12 protein-coding genes are annotated in these 15797 nt (G+C 64.4%); 6 read left to right on the forward strand and 6 right to left on the reverse strand.

From position 1 onward, the window contains the following. The first annotated feature begins 140 nt into the window (after positions 1 to 140). The gene (locus tag WDM24_RS37180) at positions 141 to 1136 is read left to right on the forward strand and encodes an alpha/beta hydrolase (protein WP_338829252.1); all 996 of its coding nucleotides are present in this window, start codon (positions 141 to 143) and stop codon (positions 1134 to 1136) included. Between the two features lie 244 nt (positions 1137 to 1380). On the opposite strand, the gene WDM24_RS37185 is transcribed toward WDM24_RS37180, so the two are convergent. From WDM24_RS37185 to WDM24_RS37195, 3 genes are all read right to left on the reverse strand, one after another. Further along, entirely contained in the window at positions 1381 to 1878 is a 498-nt protein-coding gene (locus WDM24_RS37185) for a hypothetical protein (protein ID WP_338692352.1), read from the reverse strand. 195 nt (positions 1879 to 2073) lie between these two features. After that, entirely contained in the window at positions 2074 to 3654 is a 1581-nt protein-coding gene (locus WDM24_RS37190; RefSeq protein WP_338829253.1) for a hypothetical protein, read from the reverse strand. A gap of 386 nt (positions 3655 to 4040) precedes the next feature. Continuing rightward, positions 4041 to 5228 (reverse strand): DUF2125 domain-containing protein, encoded by a 1188-nt coding sequence (locus tag WDM24_RS37195; protein ID WP_338829254.1) that lies wholly within the window; start codon positions 5226 to 5228, stop codon positions 4041 to 4043. A 143-nt stretch (positions 5229 to 5371) separates the two neighbouring features. Between WDM24_RS37195 and WDM24_RS37200 the strand changes: the two genes are divergently transcribed. The 5 genes from WDM24_RS37200 (at position 5372) to WDM24_RS37220 (ending at position 13157) form a co-directional block, all read left to right on the forward strand. Then, the gene (locus WDM24_RS37200) at positions 5372 to 5983 is read left to right on the forward strand and encodes a gamma-glutamylcyclotransferase (RefSeq protein ID WP_338829255.1); all 612 of its coding nucleotides are present in this window, start codon (positions 5372 to 5374) and stop codon (positions 5981 to 5983) included. A gap of 331 nt (positions 5984 to 6314) precedes the next feature. After that, entirely contained in the window at positions 6315 to 7277 is a 963-nt protein-coding gene (locus WDM24_RS37205; protein WP_338829190.1) for an IS110 family transposase, read from the forward strand. A gap of 433 nt (positions 7278 to 7710) precedes the next feature. Continuing rightward, on the forward strand, positions 7711 to 11016 hold the full coding sequence (locus tag WDM24_RS37210) for an efflux RND transporter permease subunit (RefSeq protein WP_338829256.1): 3306 nt from the start codon (positions 7711 to 7713) through the stop codon (positions 11014 to 11016). A gap of 72 nt (positions 11017 to 11088) precedes the next feature. Further along, positions 11089 to 11556, forward strand: coding sequence for a peroxiredoxin family protein (locus tag WDM24_RS37215; RefSeq protein WP_166299365.1), 468 nt, complete (start codon positions 11089 to 11091; stop codon positions 11554 to 11556). Positions 11557 to 11675: 119 nt separating this feature from the next. Next, positions 11676 to 13157 (forward strand): aldehyde dehydrogenase, encoded by a 1482-nt coding sequence (locus WDM24_RS37220; protein ID WP_338829257.1) that lies wholly within the window; start codon positions 11676 to 11678, stop codon positions 13155 to 13157. A 75-nt stretch (positions 13158 to 13232) separates the two neighbouring features. On the opposite strand, the gene WDM24_RS37225 is transcribed toward WDM24_RS37220, so the two are convergent. From WDM24_RS37225 to WDM24_RS37235, 3 genes are all read right to left on the reverse strand, one after another. Then, positions 13233 to 13988 (reverse strand): SDR family NAD(P)-dependent oxidoreductase, encoded by a 756-nt coding sequence (locus WDM24_RS37225; RefSeq protein ID WP_338692359.1) that lies wholly within the window; start codon positions 13986 to 13988, stop codon positions 13233 to 13235. A gap of 142 nt (positions 13989 to 14130) precedes the next feature. Next, complete coding sequence (locus tag WDM24_RS37230; RefSeq protein ID WP_338692360.1) at positions 14131 to 14928, reverse strand: enoyl-CoA hydratase/isomerase family protein; 798 nt, start codon at positions 14926 to 14928, stop codon at positions 14131 to 14133. A 24-nt stretch (positions 14929 to 14952) separates the two neighbouring features. Further along, on the reverse strand, positions 14953 to 15765 hold the full coding sequence (locus WDM24_RS37235; protein ID WP_338829258.1) for an amidohydrolase family protein: 813 nt from the start codon (positions 15763 to 15765) through the stop codon (positions 14953 to 14955). Positions 15766 to 15797 lie beyond the last annotated feature (32 nt).

Here is a 15797-nt window from a genome sequence, read left to right on the forward strand (position 1 = left end):
CGGTCATCGGACTGGTCATTCGACAGAAGCGACCGCTCCTCCTCCCGGGATACCCAGGTGTTGCGTGCAACCCCTCTCCTGAGAGAACGACCGTGAAACGCTTCTCGTCACTTGCCATCCTTAGCCTCGGAGCAATGCTCATGACCCAAGCCGCCGACGCGGCCCCGGACGCCGCCACTGACCCTCGGATCGATCCTCAGATCCGTTCCTTCCTCGCCAAGCTCAACAAGGACCCCAGTCCGTTCTGGGAACTGCCCCAGCCAAAGCCGCAGCAGATTGTCTCCGACCTGCAGCGCCAGACGGCCGTCGATATGTCCGGCGTCATGACGTCTGAACAAACGATCAACCAGGATGGCCGGACCGTAAAGCTGTACATCATGAAGCCGGTCCAAACGAGCGCCCGGCCCGGCGTCGTGCTGTTCATTCATGGCGGTGTCTGGATTGTCGGCAATTTCGAGAACCATCAGCGCCTGCTGCGCGATCTCGTCGTCGGCACGGGGCAGATCGGGGTATTCGTCGAGTACACGCCGCTGCCGGAGGCCAAGTTTCCGACTCAGCTCGAGGAGAGCTACGCAGCCCTGCAATGGATCGCGCAGCATGCGGCGGAGTTCGGTGCTGACGGCAGCCGGATCGCGGTCGCCGGCAATTCGGTCGGGGGCAACATGGCCACCGCGCTTGCCCTGATGAGCAAGGACCGCAGCGGGCCCAAGATCAGCTTGCAGGTGCTCCTGATTCCGGCGACCGACGCCAGCGTCGATACCGGTTCCTATCGCGAGTACGGGACCGGCCGTTTCCTCGCACGCTCGTTCATGAAGTATGGCTGGGATCTCTACGCTCCCGACATCAAGACCCGCGACAATCCCTATGTGTCGCCGTTACGCGCCAGCATCGACCGGCTCAAGGGCCTGCCGCCGGCGCTCGTCATCACGGCGGAAAACGACCCGCTGCGCGACGAGGGAGAGGCTTACGCAAGGAAGCTCAAGGATGCCGGCGTAGCCGTCGCCGCGGTTCGCTACAACGGCACGATCCATGACTTCGTGTTGCTGAACGCGATCCGCAAGGTGCCTTCCACCGAAGCCGCGATCGGCCAGATCAACGAGGCCCTGCGCCAGCATCTCGATCCAGCCACCCACTAAAGCATAAAACGCCTCAAAACAACAATCTGCAGCCCCGTTCCTATTCGATCGGAACGTGGCTGCAACGCTGCGATCGGCGCGGCGGCGTCTCGGGCTGCCGCGCCGATCGTACGATATCCCGCGCGAGGGACTAATGAGTCCGCCCAGAACAGCGGCGGAATTTGACCGACGTTCAGTGGCCATCGCCCTCAATGCGGCCCTTGACGTTGAGGCGCGGCGCGGTGGGTTATGCCTGCAGCTAAGCCTACGAAGCCGCACGATTCGATCGCACCGACATCGCCGCAACCTTCTGCGCCAGCCGCTGCCGGCCGACGAGGCCGGCGGTGGCCAGCATGACGACGCCGCCAAACCACCACGAGCCGATCACGAACTCCCAGGCCCGCGGCGGAATCTCGTCGAAGACGATGCCATAGACCGACACCAGCGCGGCCAGCGCGGCGAGGAAGATGCCGCCCGCGCTCAGCAGCTCGACGACGTCGATGCGCCCCGTCGCGCGCACCGTCAGCTTGGGAACATCGATGCCGAGATAGAAGCCGACCGCGCCGACCACGATCGTCGTGGCGATGAAGGCAAGTGTGCTGAAGACAGCGACGTTGCCCTTCGCCAGCTGCGCGGCGACGAAGGTGCCGGCCATGGCGCCGGCCATCGCCAGCCCGGTTCGCTGCATCACATGCGCGGCGCGGCTGACCATCATCAACTCGCGCGCGAGCACGGCTCGCTCCTTTCTGGTCACGATCCTCATCTGCAGTCTCCTTTCCAGAGCTTCGGTCCGCAGAGGCGGTGAACCGATCTGTCCCGGCATTGCGAGCGAAGTGAAGCAACCCATCGCGCGGCAAGTACAGCGATGGATTGCTTCGTCGCTATCGCTCCTCGCAATGACGAGGTAGATAGGTTCACGCCCTGACAGAATCGAAGCACGCCATTTGCTATTCGATCGCTAGAACGGGTAGTAGCGGACCTGGGTCATGACGATGTGGTCGTCGGTCTTCGGCGCGCCGCCGACACCTTCGAAGGCGAAGCGCTGGTTGTAGGAATACTGCACGCCGGCCTTGATCGCCCCGTAATCGCCTTTGAAGATGGTGTCGTAGAAGCCGACGGTGTACTGCCTGACCTGCGAGGTGTTGGCGTTACAAGTCGCCGCCGGCGAGTTCTCGATGTTGCAGCCGAGATTGTTGTAGAGCGGATTGCCGTAGCCGAACGGCACCGTGCCGACATTGGAGAACGTCGCCTTGGTCTTCTCGAGGCCGGCATAGGCATAGAGATCGAGCGACGGCGTCGTGTGCCAGACCGTGCCGATCAGGAATGCCGTGATCGGCAGTGGCTGGATCGAGCCGTCCTGACGCAAGGTCGCGTCCGGGAACGGCGTCGCGGTAAAGCGGCCGAGCGCGCCGTGCGACGCCGAGCCCTGCAGCTCCAGCAGCTTCGGCACGATCTCCGCCGAGAAATGTCCGCCGAAGCTCACCGTGTTGACGTCGTGATTGGCGAAGTTGAAGTGGTCGTAGAAGTCGCGATACATCGCCCAGCCCTCGACATGCAGCTTGTAGGGCCCGAGCCGCGGATCCCACGCGCCCTTCACGGTGAAATCAGGCACGTGGTTGAGGCTGACATTGTTGGCGTTGTTGAAGAAGCTGCCGCCCGGACCGGTGAGGTTGACCAGCACGTTCGGATTGAGCACGCCCTGCGGTCCGACCGCGGGCGTGCCGACCAGCGGCGTGTTGCCGCCGAAGAACGAGCTCTGCGCATTCTCCGCCGAGACCGCGAGCTTGAACTCGGGCCCGAAATCCTGCCAGACGCGAATGCCGGGCTGCCGCGCCGCGAGGAAGCCGGGCACCGATTCGAAATCGATCACGCCGGGAGCATCGACCCCGCGCGGATCGATGCCGGCCTTGCTCGGTGCATTGAGCGACCAGCTCTGGCCTGCGAGAAAATGCAGGCCGAGATCGGTGCGATCGATCTCGATGCTGGCCTGGCGCAGCCGCGGGTTGAAGGAGTTGGTCGCGACCGAATTCGCGGTCTGCGCCGCGCCTTCGAGATCCAGTTCGCCGTAACCGGCGACATGGGTGTTGGCGAACACCTCGGCTTCCGCGAGCAGCGAGAAGCGGCTCTGCCGCGCGGAGAAGCGCGATTCGTCGGTGTTGAAGTTCTTGCTCTGCGGGAACGGAATGAAGTTGTAGACCGAGCCGGTGTCGGAGGCGAGATTGCGGCTGCGGTAGATGCCGGTGAGATCGACCCAGCCGCCGAACGTGAAGGTGACGCCCTTGTAGCAGAGCTTGCCCGAGGCGCAGGGATCGAACGGCACCGGCGCCTTCGCCGCCATCTGCGTGTTCTGTCTTGGATTCTCCCTTGCGTTCTCTCTGGCGGCCAGCGCCTCCTCCTTGCGCGCCTGCACCTCCATTTTCTGTTCGAGCTGCCTGAGGCGCGTCTTCAACGCCTTCAGTTCGGACGCATCGTCTTCCGCAAACGCAGAACCAGTCGACAGCAGCATGCTGCCGAGCAGAATTCCCCCGAGAATTCGCATCGCTTCCTCCTACTGGGTTTGTTTCCTCAGGCAGCAGAGAGCGGTATTCGGGGAGTGATATTCGCCGGGAGCCGGATTATTCCGGTCACGTTATTCTCATCGCGAACGCGGGAATGTTTAGTGGCAGCGAATGGTATCGCGCGCGAGATATAAGGAGTGCGCCCGCTGTGTAGGACGGATTAGCGTAGCGTAATCCGCCATCCTGGTGGGTTTGCGCGGCGGGTTACGGCTTCGCCTAACCCGCCCTACGAGGTTACTTCGACCTACTAACTAGCTCCGTCATTGCGAGCGAAGTGAAGCAATCCATCGCGCCGCATATGCGGAGAGATGGATTGCTTCGTCGCTGTCGCTCCTCGCAATGACGGAGCTTCACAACGTCCATACGCTCAGAACAGCGGCGGAATCTGTCCGACTTTCAACGGCCCCAGAAACACCGCGCCGTCGGCGAAGCGCAGCGGGAAGCTGCGCGCCTTCTTGCCTTCGAGCGAGGCCTCGGTGCCGAGCGAATTGATGCCGGCGGAAATGCCGGCATTGGCGTTTTGCTTGATCACCTTGCCGAAGCCGGGAATCGCGCGATCCAGCGCGCCGAACAGATTGCTGAGGTCCTGGCTCTTCACACCCGGCGCGACGCGATCCAGCGTTGCCTGCGGCACGCCCTCCTCCAGCATCTTGTCGATGCCGAGCGCGGGGATGACGCGCTCGAGGCCGGCGACCGTCATCTGCAGCTCGCCCTCGATCAACCCTTGCGCGTTCAAGCGCAGCGTGCCGGCGGCGACCGAGACGACATCGCCCTGCTCGATCCGCGACTGCTGGATCTCGACGCTGCCGCCGGCCGCCTGGATCTCGCGAAAGCGATCCGGCCAGGGCTTTGGCGAGAAATCCTTCAACCCGTTGAGCCGCGCATGGATGTCGGCATTGAACGGCTGGGCGAGCAGCGGGTGCACCTCCTGCAAGGTGCCGCCTGATATCTGCAGCACGGCCTCGATCGCGGGATTGTCCGGCGCCGAGCCGTCGATCTGCCTGCCGTGCAGCTCGATGTGATTGACGTGGGCCACCGGGATCGGCGCGACACCGCCGATCCGGTCGATCGCGAGATCGTCAAACACCAGCGAGGCGCGCTGCGGCACCGCCGGCAAGCCGACCACGCTGCTGCGGCCCAGCTTCCAGTTGACCTGCAGCGTCGGCTGCGCGTTGCGCTCGGCGATCGTCGCCGGGCCCTTGAACTCGGCGATCACGAGCTTGGGGTCGTAGACCTGCGCCACCACAAGGATCTCGGCCAGCCGCGCCACGAACGCCATCTGCGGCGAGGCGGTCTGCGACACCAGCATCACGCTCGGATCGGTGCAGCGGACCTCGAAGCGGAACGGGTAGCCCGCCACCGAGCGGTTGCCGCAGTCATAGACCCGGCCGGCCTTCGCCTCCTGCGCACGCCAGGCATCGGCCTGCACGCCGACCTGCGAGGCGGCAAAGAACCAGAAGCCGCTCCACGCGACCGCGGCGATCAGGACCGCGACGGGGACGGCATAGAGGCCGAAGCGCGAGCGGCGGCGGGGGGCAGAGGTCAAATCGGACATGCGGCGTCCTTTGGCGGGCGAATTTGTCAGAATCTAAGCGGCGGCAAGCCCTGAACAAGCCCTTAGCAAGCCTTGATCAACCCTTGGAAACATCACGGAATTTGCTTCGCTTGGGCAGCGTGTTCTGCTAGCCCATCGGTGCAATGGCTGCAAATCCCCTCAACTCCGAAACCGCCGACGGCGACCTCTGGGTGTTCGGCTACGGCTCGCTGATGTGGAAGCCGGGCTTCGAGTACCTCGAGCAGGTGCCGGCGCGGCTGATCGGCGAACATCGCGCACTCTGCGTCTATTCCTTCGACCACCGCGGCACGCCGGAGAAGCCCGGCCTGGTGCTCGGACTCGACCGCGGCGGCGCCTGCCGCGGCATCGCGTTCCGCGTTGCCACCCGCCGGCGCCACGACACCATCGCCTATTTGCGGGCGCGCGAGCAGACCACCAATGTCTATCGCGAGGTGATGCGCTCGGTGTGGCTGGAGAACACGGCGCGCGATCGCGTCAGTGCGCTGGCCTATGTGGTCGATCGCGGCCATGTGCAATATGCCGGGCGGCTGTCGCTGGCCGAACAGCTGCGCCTGGTGCAGCAGGGCCACGGCCGCTCCGGCAACAACCGCGACTACGTGCTCTCGACGGTCGCCGCGATCGAGCAGCAGGGCTTTCGCGATCAGCCACTGCATCAGCTGGCGATGATGCTGCATGATGCGGGCGCGACGCTGCATCGCGACGCGCGTGCGACGGGCGGGGTTGATCCGCGCTGAGGCGCGGTGGGCCGGCAGCATTGATGAATCAGGCCGATCTCGTAGGATGGGTGGAGCGCAGCGATACCCATCAATTGCATCCGCGCAGTGAGGTGATGGGTATCGCTTCGCTCCACCCATCCTTGTATTAGCGCACTGGGTTAGACTGGCCTCGTTCCGTGAGGAATGGCCCAGCTCGGGTAGCCGCCCGGGCTGGGCCGCTGATCGATCGGATCGTTACCCATCGAAGCCTTGAGGGCTGTCGTTCGTAGCAAGATCGCGATCGGCACTCATCGGGACCCGCATGGTTGAACGAACTTTAGGTTCGCATCACAAGGGAGGGTCGAGGAAGATGGCCAAGCGTACCACAATCTGTGCCGGGATCGATACCGGCAAGCGCAAGCTCGACGTGGCGCTCGACGGCAACTCGGAGCAGCTGCAGGTGGAGAACACGGCAGAAGGTCACAAGGCGCTGCTGGAGTGGCTTGGGCGGCGCAAGGTCAAGCGGGTTGGGATCGAGGCGAGCGGTGGCTATGAGCAAGCCGTCGTCGCCGAGTTACGGCGCATGCGGTTTGTCGTCGTGGTGTTCCAGCCGGCGCAAGTGCGTGCCTATGCCAAATACCGCGGGCAACGTGCCAAGAACGATCGGATCGACGCGGCTCTGATCGCCGCCTGCGCCGCTGCGGTCAACAAGATCCACCCGGCCCCTGACGCAAGATTATCGCCCTTGGCCGGGCAGCTGACACTGATCGATCAGATCGGAGAGGATATCACGCGGTTCAAGAACCGGCTCGAGAGCTGTCGCGATGCGCGTATCCAAAAGCTCTGGAAGGAAGATATCGTCCGCCTGGCCAAGCGCGAACGCGTCGAGTTCAAGGCTTTGGTGGCAGCGATCCGCGAACATCACGATCTCGCTGCCCGGCTCGATCTGATCTACAGCGTCGGCGGGGCCGGGCTGCCGACTGCGGTCGCCATTCTGGTGCGCATGCCGGAGATCGGCCAAATCAGCCGCGAGCAGGCCGCAGCTCTTGCGGGCCTTGCGCCTTATGATGACGACAGCGGAGAGCATATTGGCGCTCGTCACATCATCGGTGGACGCAAGCGCCTGCGAGAGGCGCTCTATGCTGCAGCGCTGGCGGCGTCGTTCCGCTGGAATCCGCAGCTCATCGCCCTTTACAAGCGACTGATCGCCGCCGGTAAGGGTCACAAGCGCGCGCTAATCGCCTGCGCCAGGAAGCTGCTCGTCTTCATCAACGCCGTAGTGGCCCGAGGCACCCCTTGGCAAGCTGACATGTCAGCTGTTCCAGCAGCCTGAAGCGTTTCTTTGTTCGACCGGGGCGCCGTTTCTTCGTCCCGACCTGCCGTCACCAGGACGTCGCGCACAGCGGCCGTCAAGGATGGCCGTCGCTCAAATGCCACCACATCCTCACCCTCAACAGGCCACGCCTTGATGGCCGCGAGCACGGCGTCAGCATCAACGGCGATCGGACAATTCAATCGCACACAACCGAAAGAGCTAATGGTTGCTACGCAAATCATCCGCGCAGCCGCTGCTGCGATACCCTCTCCATGAGCGGCATCGATCGGGCTTTGTAAACGGCTTGTTGCCAGATTGCACTTTTCCGGCGCGCGGCGCGGTCCATCCGGCAAATCACGGCAGGGGTGTGGCAGCGCCCTGTGACATTTAGGCTTTTGCATCGCGGCGCGGACGGATAGAAGCTGAGCCGCAAACATCGCTCGCTGATGCAATGAACCTTTCCGCACCCTTTGTCCGCCGGCCGGTCGGCACCACGCTGCTGTCGCTTGGGCTGGTGGTGGCGGGCATCATCGCGTTCTTCAAGCTGCCGGTGTCGCCGCTGCCGGACGTCGACATCCCGACCATCATGGTGCAGGCGACCTTGCCCGGCGCGAGCCCGGCCGACGTCGCCGCCACCGTGGCGAGCCCGCTTGAGCGGCATCTCGGCCAGATCGCCAGCGTCACCGAGATGACGTCGACGTCTTCGCTCGGCTCGGCACGCATCACGCTGCAATTCGACATCGAGCGCGACATCAACGGCGCGGCGCGCGACGTGCAGGCGGCGATCAACGCGGCGCGCGCCGATCTGCCGACCAACCTGCGCGCCAACCCGACCTACCGCAAGTTCAACCCGGCCTCGGCGCCGATCCTGATCTACACATTGACCTCTGATACGCTGACCCCGGCCGAGCTGTACGACGCCGCCTCGACCGTGCTCGCGCAAAAGCTGTCGCAGGTCGAGGGGGTCGGCGAGGTCTCGGTCGGCGGCGGTTCGCTGCCCGCGGTGCGGGTCGAGCTGATCCCGCCGGCGCTCTACAAATACGGCATCGGGCTCGAAGACGTCCGCGCCGCGCTGAGCAGCGCCAATGCGCACAGCCCGAAGGGCGGCATCGACGTCGGCGACCAGCGCTACCAGATCTACGCCAACGACCAGGCCAGGAAGGCGGCGGACTACAGGCCGCTGGTCGTCGCCTACCGCAACGGCGCGGCGGTGCGTCTGACCGACGTCGGCGACGTGATCGATTCCGTGGAGAATGTCCGCACGCTCGGCCTTTCCAACGGCAAGCCGGCGGTCGTGATGATCGTGTACCGGCAGCCGGGCGCCAACATCATCAAGATGGTCGACAGTGTGAAGGGGCTGATGCCGCAGCTCAAGGCCTCGGTCTCGAACGCGATCGACATCACGCTGGCGATGGACCGCTCCAAGACGATCCGGGCCTCGCTGCACGACGTCGAGATCACGCTCCTGATCGCCGTCGCGCTGGTGATCCTGGTCGTGTTCGCGTTCCTGCGCAACGCGCGCGCGACGCTGGTGCCTGTGGTGGCGGTCGGGGTGTCGCTGATTGCGACCTTCGCCGTGATGTACATGCTCGGCTACACCCTCGACATCTTCTCGCTGATGGCGCTGACGGTGGCGACCGGCTTCGTGGTCGACGACGCCATCGTGGTGCTGGAGAACATCACCCGCCACATGGATGCCGGACTGTCGCGACTGGAGGCGACGCTGGTCGGCACCCGCGAGGTCGGCTTCACCGTGCTGTCGATGAGCGTGTCGCTGATCGCGGTGTTCGTGCCGATCCTGTTGATGGGCGGCCTGGTCGGCCGGCTGTTCCGCGAATTCGCGATGACGATCACGATCGCGATCGTGATCTCGCTGGTGGTCTCGCTGACGACGACACCGATGATGTGCGCCGTGCTGCTGCGCAGGGAGGAAGGCCAGCCGCACGGCTGGATCTACCGGATCAACGAGCGCGTCCTCGAGCTGATGCTGAGCGGCTACCGCGCGACGCTCGGCCTCGCGCTGCGCCATCCGTTCTTCGTAATGCTGATCCTGGGCTGCACGCTCTATTTGAACGTGCACCTCTACACGGTCGTGCCCAAGGGGTTCGTGCCGCAGCAGGACACCGGGCTCCTGATCGGCTCGATCCAGGCCGACCAGAGCACCTCGTTCCAGCTGATGCAGCAGAAGCTGACGCAGTTCATCGACATCGTCAAAGCCGATCCGGCGGTCGATACCGCGGTCGGCTTCACCGGCGGTGGTGGCGTGGGCCCCGGCGGCGGCACCAACACCGGCACGGTGTTCGCTTCGCTGAAGCCGATGGACCAGCGCAAGCTGCGCGCCGACAAGGTGATCGAGCGGCTGCGCGAGCCGCTCGCGACGGTGGCAGGCGCCACCTTGTTCCTGCAATCGATCGGCGATCTCGGCGCCGGCGGCCGTTCGGGCAACGCGGCGTATCAATACACGCTGAAGGGCTCGACCTTCGAGGAGCTGAACGAGTGGACGCCGAAGCTTGTCGCCGCGCTGCAGAAGGAGCCGACGCTGGCCGACGTCAACACCGACCAGCAGAACAAGGCGCTGCAGGCCAATCTGATCATCGATCGCGACGCCGCCTCGCGGCTCGGGATCACGGTCGCCCAGCTCGACAACACGCTGTATGACGCGTTCGGGCAGCGCCAGGTCTCGACCATCTTCGTCGCGCGCAACCAGTATCACGTGATCATGGAGGTCGCGCCGCGCTTCTCGCAGGACCCGCAGACCCTGAAGGAGGTCTATATCTCGACCTCGGGCGGGTCGGCGAGCGGCACGCAGTCAACCAACGCGGTGGCCGGAACGGTCGCCTCGTCGTCGCAGAAGAACTCGGTCAGCTCTGTCGCCGCCAATGTGGTGCGCAACCAGGCGACCAACTCGATCGGCGCCACCGGCAAGGGCGTCGCCTCGACCGGAACCGCGGTCTCGACCAGCGCCGAGACGATGATTCCGCTGTCCAGCGTCGCCCGCTTCGAGCACGGCGTGACGCCGCTCGCCGTCAACCACCAGGATCTCCTGGTCGCCAGCACCATCTCGTTCAACCTGGCGCCGGGCACCTCGCTGAGCACCGCGACCACCACGATCGAGAGCACGATGAGCGCGATGCATGCGCTCGGCATGCCGGCGGGCATCAATGGCGGGTTTGCCGGCTCCGCCAAGATCTTCCAGCAGGCGCTGGCGAACGAGCTGTTTCTCATTCTTGCCGCGCTGGCGACAATCTACATCTCGCTCGGCATGCTCTACGAGAGCTACATCCACCCGCTGACCATCCTCTCCACTTTGCCCTCGGCCGGCGTCGGCGCGGTGGCGGCGCTGATGCTGTCGCACACCGATTTCGACATCATCGGCATGATCGGGGTGATCCTCCTGGTCGGCATCGTGAAGAAGAACGCGATCATGATGATCGACTTCGCGCTCGACGCCGAGCGCCAGCGCGGGCTGTCGTCGCGCGACGCGATCTACGAGGCCTGCCTGATGCGGTTCCGCCCGATCATGATGACGACGCTCGCCGCCTTGTTCGGCGCGGTGCCGCTGATGATCGGCCTCGGCGAAGGCAGCGAGCTGCGCCAGCCGCTCGGCATCGCGATTTTCGGCGGCCTGATCCTGAGCCAGATCCTGACGCTCTACACCACGCCGGTGGTCTATCTCTATCTCGACCGCGCCAGGCTCTGGAACCAGCGGCGGCGTGCCGCGCGCCGCGCACGCCGGGCTGCGGCGAGCCCGTCCTGACCTGCCATCGTTGACAGACCCGCGCCGGTCTTGCCAACCTGCCGCAAGGTGGCAGGCGCAAGGAACCGATCTGTGACTCCAGCACCGGAAATCGCCGTGTCGCGCTGGTTCAACACCGGCGAACCCCTGACCCTGGCGGCGCTGCGCGGCCGCCCGGTTCTGCTGCACGCCTTCCAGATGCTGTGCCCCGGCTGCGTCGCCCACGGCACGCCGCAGACCCAGCGCGCGTTCGAGCTGTTCAAGCATTCCGACCTGCAGGTGATCGGGCTGCACACCGTGTTCGAGCATCACGCGGCGATGACGGAGGTCGCGCTGGAAGCCTTCATCCACGAATACCGGCTGACCTTTCCGATCGGCGTCGACAAGGCCGGTGACGGCACGCCGATCCCCGTCACCATGCAGCGCTACGGCATGCAGGGAACGCCGACCAGCATCCTGATCGGCCGCGACGGCAACATCGTGCATCACGGCTTTGGGCAGCAGAGCGACATGGCGCTCGGCGCGATCATCGCAGCCGAGCTCGCCGCGCCGCGCGGCTGACGCCGCCCTGCCCGGCTGCAACCTATGCGCAGCCCTTGCACGCGGCAGCGTTGTGACGGCGTCGCGAAATGCGTGATACCGTTGCGCCAACCAGAACCATCGCCTTGCGGGAGGACCTCATGAAGACCTATCAGCTCTACATCAACGGCCAGTATGTCGACCCCGCCAACGGCGAATGGTTCGACACGATCGATCCCTATCGCGGCGAGGCCTGGGCGAAGATCCCGCGCGGCTCGGCCGCCGACGCCGACAAGGCGGTGAAGGCCGCCAATGAGGCGATGTGGCGCGGCCCGTGGGCGAAGATGACGGCGTCGGCGCGCGGCAAGGTGATGCGCAAGCTCGGCGACCTCGTCGCCGCCAACGCGGAACGTCTCGCCGAGATCGAGGTGCGCGACAACGGCAAGCTGATGGCCGAGATGCTCGGCCAGCTGCGCTACCATCCGGAATGGTGGTGGTACTTCGGCGGCCTCGTCGACAAGCTCGAGGGCGGCCTGGTGCCGATCGACAAGGCTGATACCTTCGCCTACACGACGCATGAGCCGGTCGGCGTCGTCGCGGCGCTCACCGCCTGGAACTCGCCGCTGCTGTTCGTCGCCTGGAAATGCGCCGCCGCGCTCGCGGCCGGCTGCGCCGTGGTGGTCAAGCCGTCGGAATTCACCTCGGCCAGCACGCTGGAATTCGCGGCGCTGACGAAAGAGGCCGGAATTCCCGACGGCATCTTCAACGTGGTGACCGGCTTCGGGCCCGAGGCAGGCTCCGCGCTGATCTCACATCCCGGCGTCGCCAAGATCACCTTCACGGGATCGGATACCACCGGCGCAAGAGTCTACGAGACCGCGGCCAAGAGCCTGAAGCGCGTCTCGCTCGAGCTCGGCGGCAAGTCGCCCAACATCGTGTTCGAGGATGCCGACCTCACCGCAGCCGCGGCCGGCGCGATCTCCGGCATCTTCGCTGCGACCGGCCAGACCTGCATCGCGGGCTCGCGCCTTCTGGTGCAGAACTCGATCAAGGAGAAGTTCGTCGCGCGCGTGCTGGAGCTGGCAAAGTCCGCCAAGATCGGCGATCCCATGAAATCCGACACCAATGTCGGCCCGATCACGACGCCGGCGCAGTACAAGAAGGTGCTCGACTATATCGACATCGCCAAGGCCGAGGGCGCGCGCTGCTTGCTCGGCGGCAAGCCGGCCACAGGCGACGGCATCCAGGGCGGCCAGTTCGTCGAGCCGACCATCTTCACCGATGTCGACAACACCATGCGGATCGCCCGCGAGGAGGTGTTCGGGCCGGTGCTGTCGATCATCTCCTTCGACACCGAGGAAGACGCCGTCCGGATCGCCAACGACACGATCTACGGCCTCGCCGCCGGCATCTGGACCAAGGATCTCGCCCGCGCCATCCGCGTGCCGAAGCAGCTGCGCGCCGGCACAGTCTGGGTGAACACCTACCGCGCCATCAGCTACATGATGCCGTTCGGCGGCATGAAGTTCTCCGGCGTCGGCCGCGAGAGCGGCATCGACGCGGTGCGCGAATATCAGGAGACCAAGAGCGTCTGGATCTCGACCGCGACGGACGTGCCGGCCAATCCATTCGTGATGCGGTGAGCGCGCGTTTTCTCGCTTCGGTTCACCTCTCCCATCGGGGGTGAACCGAGTCGCAGTCCGAACACCTCAGGAAAGCTAATGCATAGCCATCGGATTTCCGCCGTCCACGACAATCGTTTGTCCCGTCACGCTGTCCATTCGGCAATAAGCCACCACGAGCTGGGCAATGTCATCGACGCTTCCGGTTCGTCCAAGCACTGACTGGGCGCGCGCCATCTGCCGCATTGCTTCGGGCACGCGCTCGGCCATGCGCGTTCCTTCGACCAAGCCGGGGGCGACACAGTTGACGGTCACTTCGGGCGACAATGTAACTGCCAGGCAATGCGTAAGATGGATCAATGCCGCCTTGCTGACCGCGTAAGCGATACTGCTGCCACCTGGTGCAACCCCGGCAATTGACGCGATATTGACAATGCGACCTGCCTTGTGCCGCCGAAGTTCAGAGGCAAAACCCCGTGCGAGCAGAAATGGTCCGCGAAGATTCGTTTCAAGAATCCGATCCCAGATCTCCGGCGTTAGCGCGTCGAGCTCCTTGAACGGGATGCCGACGTTCCACGCGGCGTTGTTGATCAGAATATCGATCCGGCCAAAATGGCCGGCCAAGGCTTTGACGCACGCATCGATCGATTGAGGATCCCGCTGATCAAGCTGCACCGCCTGGCTGCGCCGGCCAGCCATCCGCAACGCCTCGACCAATTCACCCGCGCGCGCCGCTTCCGCTACGTAGGAAACGGCAACGTCCGCACCGGCGGCGGCGAGAGCCTTGGCAATCGCCTCTCCAATTCCACCCGACCCGCCGGTGACCAATGCGACTTTTCCGTTGAGGTCCATAGCTTCCCCTCGTTCACACGAACGGCAACACTCAGGGTCAAGGATACACGTTTCAACGGAGCCGGCAAAATTGCGCCTGAATGTCATTGTGCGGCATCACCTTGCCGCCCGTGCTCGGCAATGCAAGCATCGGGTTGGTGGCCTAGGCGGGTAGCGGCCAGGTCACGTCCCTGCCCTTCAGTTCCTTGTAGCGTCGGGTGTGGGCGCGAATGCTTCCGAGATCCGACATGCCGCGCGACAGCAGGTCCCGGTCGAGCCGCGCGGCGGCATCGATCGCCGTCATTGTGGTCGCCTGCAGCGCGCGCTTCGAGAACGCGTAGGCCATGTAGCAATCCGGCGGTACCGACGCCGCCCAAGCGACGGCCGCATCGAGCAACTTGTCCGGCGCGACTGTCTGCTGGACGATGCCCAGTCGCGTCGCCGCGGCGAGATCGTAAACCTGACCAAACAGCGTCAATTCGAAAGCCGATCGCGGACCGATCGCATGCTTGATGATCTCGCAGTAGACAGCCGGCATCGGAATGCCGATGGGGACCTCGTTCAGCGCGAACTGCAGCGGACCTTCGCTGGCGATCCGGTGATCGCAATCGATCGCGGTGATGAATCCACCTGCATAGGCATGGCCGTTGAGCGCAGCCACCGTCGGCCTCGGATACGTGAAGAGACGGAGGTTCGTCGCACGATATTCGTCGAACCAAGCATCGATCTCCTTGATAGATTGGCGCGCGAACATCGGGAAATGATGATCAAAGTCGAGACCTGCCGTGAACACCGCGCCCGATCCGGTCAACACGACGGCGCAATCGGCGAACTCGGTTTCCAGGCGATCAAACGCCGCGTGTAGGTCGGCGAAGAAAGCCGGATTCTGCGCATTGACCTTGTTGGTGTTCATTGTCACTACGGCAACGTGCGGGTGCTTGCGTTCAATGATCCAGGGCATCGGTCATCCTATGGTTGCGAAAGATCAGGCGAGCTTGAACAGACGCCGCGCGTTTTCGGTCAAGAATGCCGAACGGGCGTCGACGCCGAGTTGGAGGTCGGCGAGGCCGGCGATGCACTCACCAGCCGGCCAAAAGGGATGGTTGGACCCAAAGAGAACCCGATGCCTCTTCTTGCCCCGCATGTACGCGACGAGGTCGGGCGGGTAGCGGCTAACCTTGTAGGCCGACGTGTCGATGAAGACGTTCGGGTACTTCATGACCAGCGATAACATCTCGCCGAGCCACGGGACGCCGATATGGCCGCCGAGAATACGAAGCTCGGGAAATTCGAGCGCGACACGATCGAGATAGGGAATGGGACGTCCCGGTTCGGATTCGCGCAGAGGCCCCGCGTGTCCAACCTGCGTGCAGAACGGGATGTCGAGTTCGCAGCACTCCGCGAACAGAGGATAGTACCGGCGATCGTCCGGCGGCAGCCCCCACACCCAAGGCAGAATACGCAGTCCCTTAAATCCGTCTCTCTTCACGCGCAGCCTCAACTCTCGTACCGCGTCCATCGGGCGGAAGAGATCGACCGAAGCGATTCCGACGAAGCGGTCAGGGTGAGCCTGGCAGTGTTGGGCGACCTCGTCGTTACTGATCATCGGCCCGCCCGGACCGTGCCAGCCACAGAGCGTGCCCATAGAAACGCCTGCACGATCCATCTCGGCAAGCGTGTCTCCGATAGGGGGCGCCGTTTCCGACCATTTGCCGGGTCTCCACCGACGCAACGACTCGAACATCGGATCCCCGATCCAGGCGGGATTCGGATGCTGCATCCAGGCGTCGATGATCATTCTGAGCTGCCCGCGTCTGACGATGGATCGAG

It is taken from the genome of Bradyrhizobium sp. 27S5, from assembly GCF_037217225.1.
GTDB classification, from domain to species: Bacteria; Pseudomonadota; Alphaproteobacteria; order Rhizobiales; family Xanthobacteraceae; genus Bradyrhizobium; species Bradyrhizobium septentrionale.

What these genes read in the sequence shown, in the direction of transcription:
- WDM24_RS37185 (WP_338692352.1), bottom strand. Translation starts at nt 1,878, where the DNA reads ATGAGGATCGTGACCAGAAAGGAGCGAGCCGTGCTCGCGCGCGAGTTG.
- WDM24_RS37205 (WP_338829190.1), top strand. Translation starts at nt 6,315, where the DNA reads ATGGCCAAGCGTACCACAATCTGTGCCGGGATCGATACCGGCAAGCGC.
- WDM24_RS37225 (WP_338692359.1), bottom strand. Translation starts at nt 13,988, where the DNA reads ATGGACCTCAACGGAAAAGTCGCATTGGTCACCGGCGGGTCGGGTGGA.
- WDM24_RS37210 (WP_338829256.1), top strand. Translation starts at nt 7,711, where the DNA reads ATGAACCTTTCCGCACCCTTTGTCCGCCGGCCGGTCGGCACCACGCTG.
- WDM24_RS37220 (WP_338829257.1), top strand. Translation starts at nt 11,676, where the DNA reads ATGAAGACCTATCAGCTCTACATCAACGGCCAGTATGTCGACCCCGCC.
- WDM24_RS37190 (WP_338829253.1), bottom strand. Translation starts at nt 3,654, where the DNA reads ATGCGAATTCTCGGGGGAATTCTGCTCGGCAGCATGCTGCTGTCGACT.
- WDM24_RS37195 (WP_338829254.1), bottom strand. Translation starts at nt 5,228, where the DNA reads ATGTCCGATTTGACCTCTGCCCCCCGCCGCCGCTCGCGCTTCGGCCTC.
- WDM24_RS37180 (WP_338829252.1), top strand. Translation starts at nt 141, where the DNA reads ATGACCCAAGCCGCCGACGCGGCCCCGGACGCCGCCACTGACCCTCGG.
- WDM24_RS37200 (WP_338829255.1), top strand. Translation starts at nt 5,372, where the DNA reads ATGGCTGCAAATCCCCTCAACTCCGAAACCGCCGACGGCGACCTCTGG.
- WDM24_RS37235 (WP_338829258.1), bottom strand. Translation starts at nt 15,765, where the DNA reads ATGATCATCGACGCCTGGATGCAGCATCCGAATCCCGCCTGGATCGGG.
- WDM24_RS37230 (WP_338692360.1), bottom strand. Translation starts at nt 14,928, where the DNA reads ATGCCCTGGATCATTGAACGCAAGCACCCGCACGTTGCCGTAGTGACA.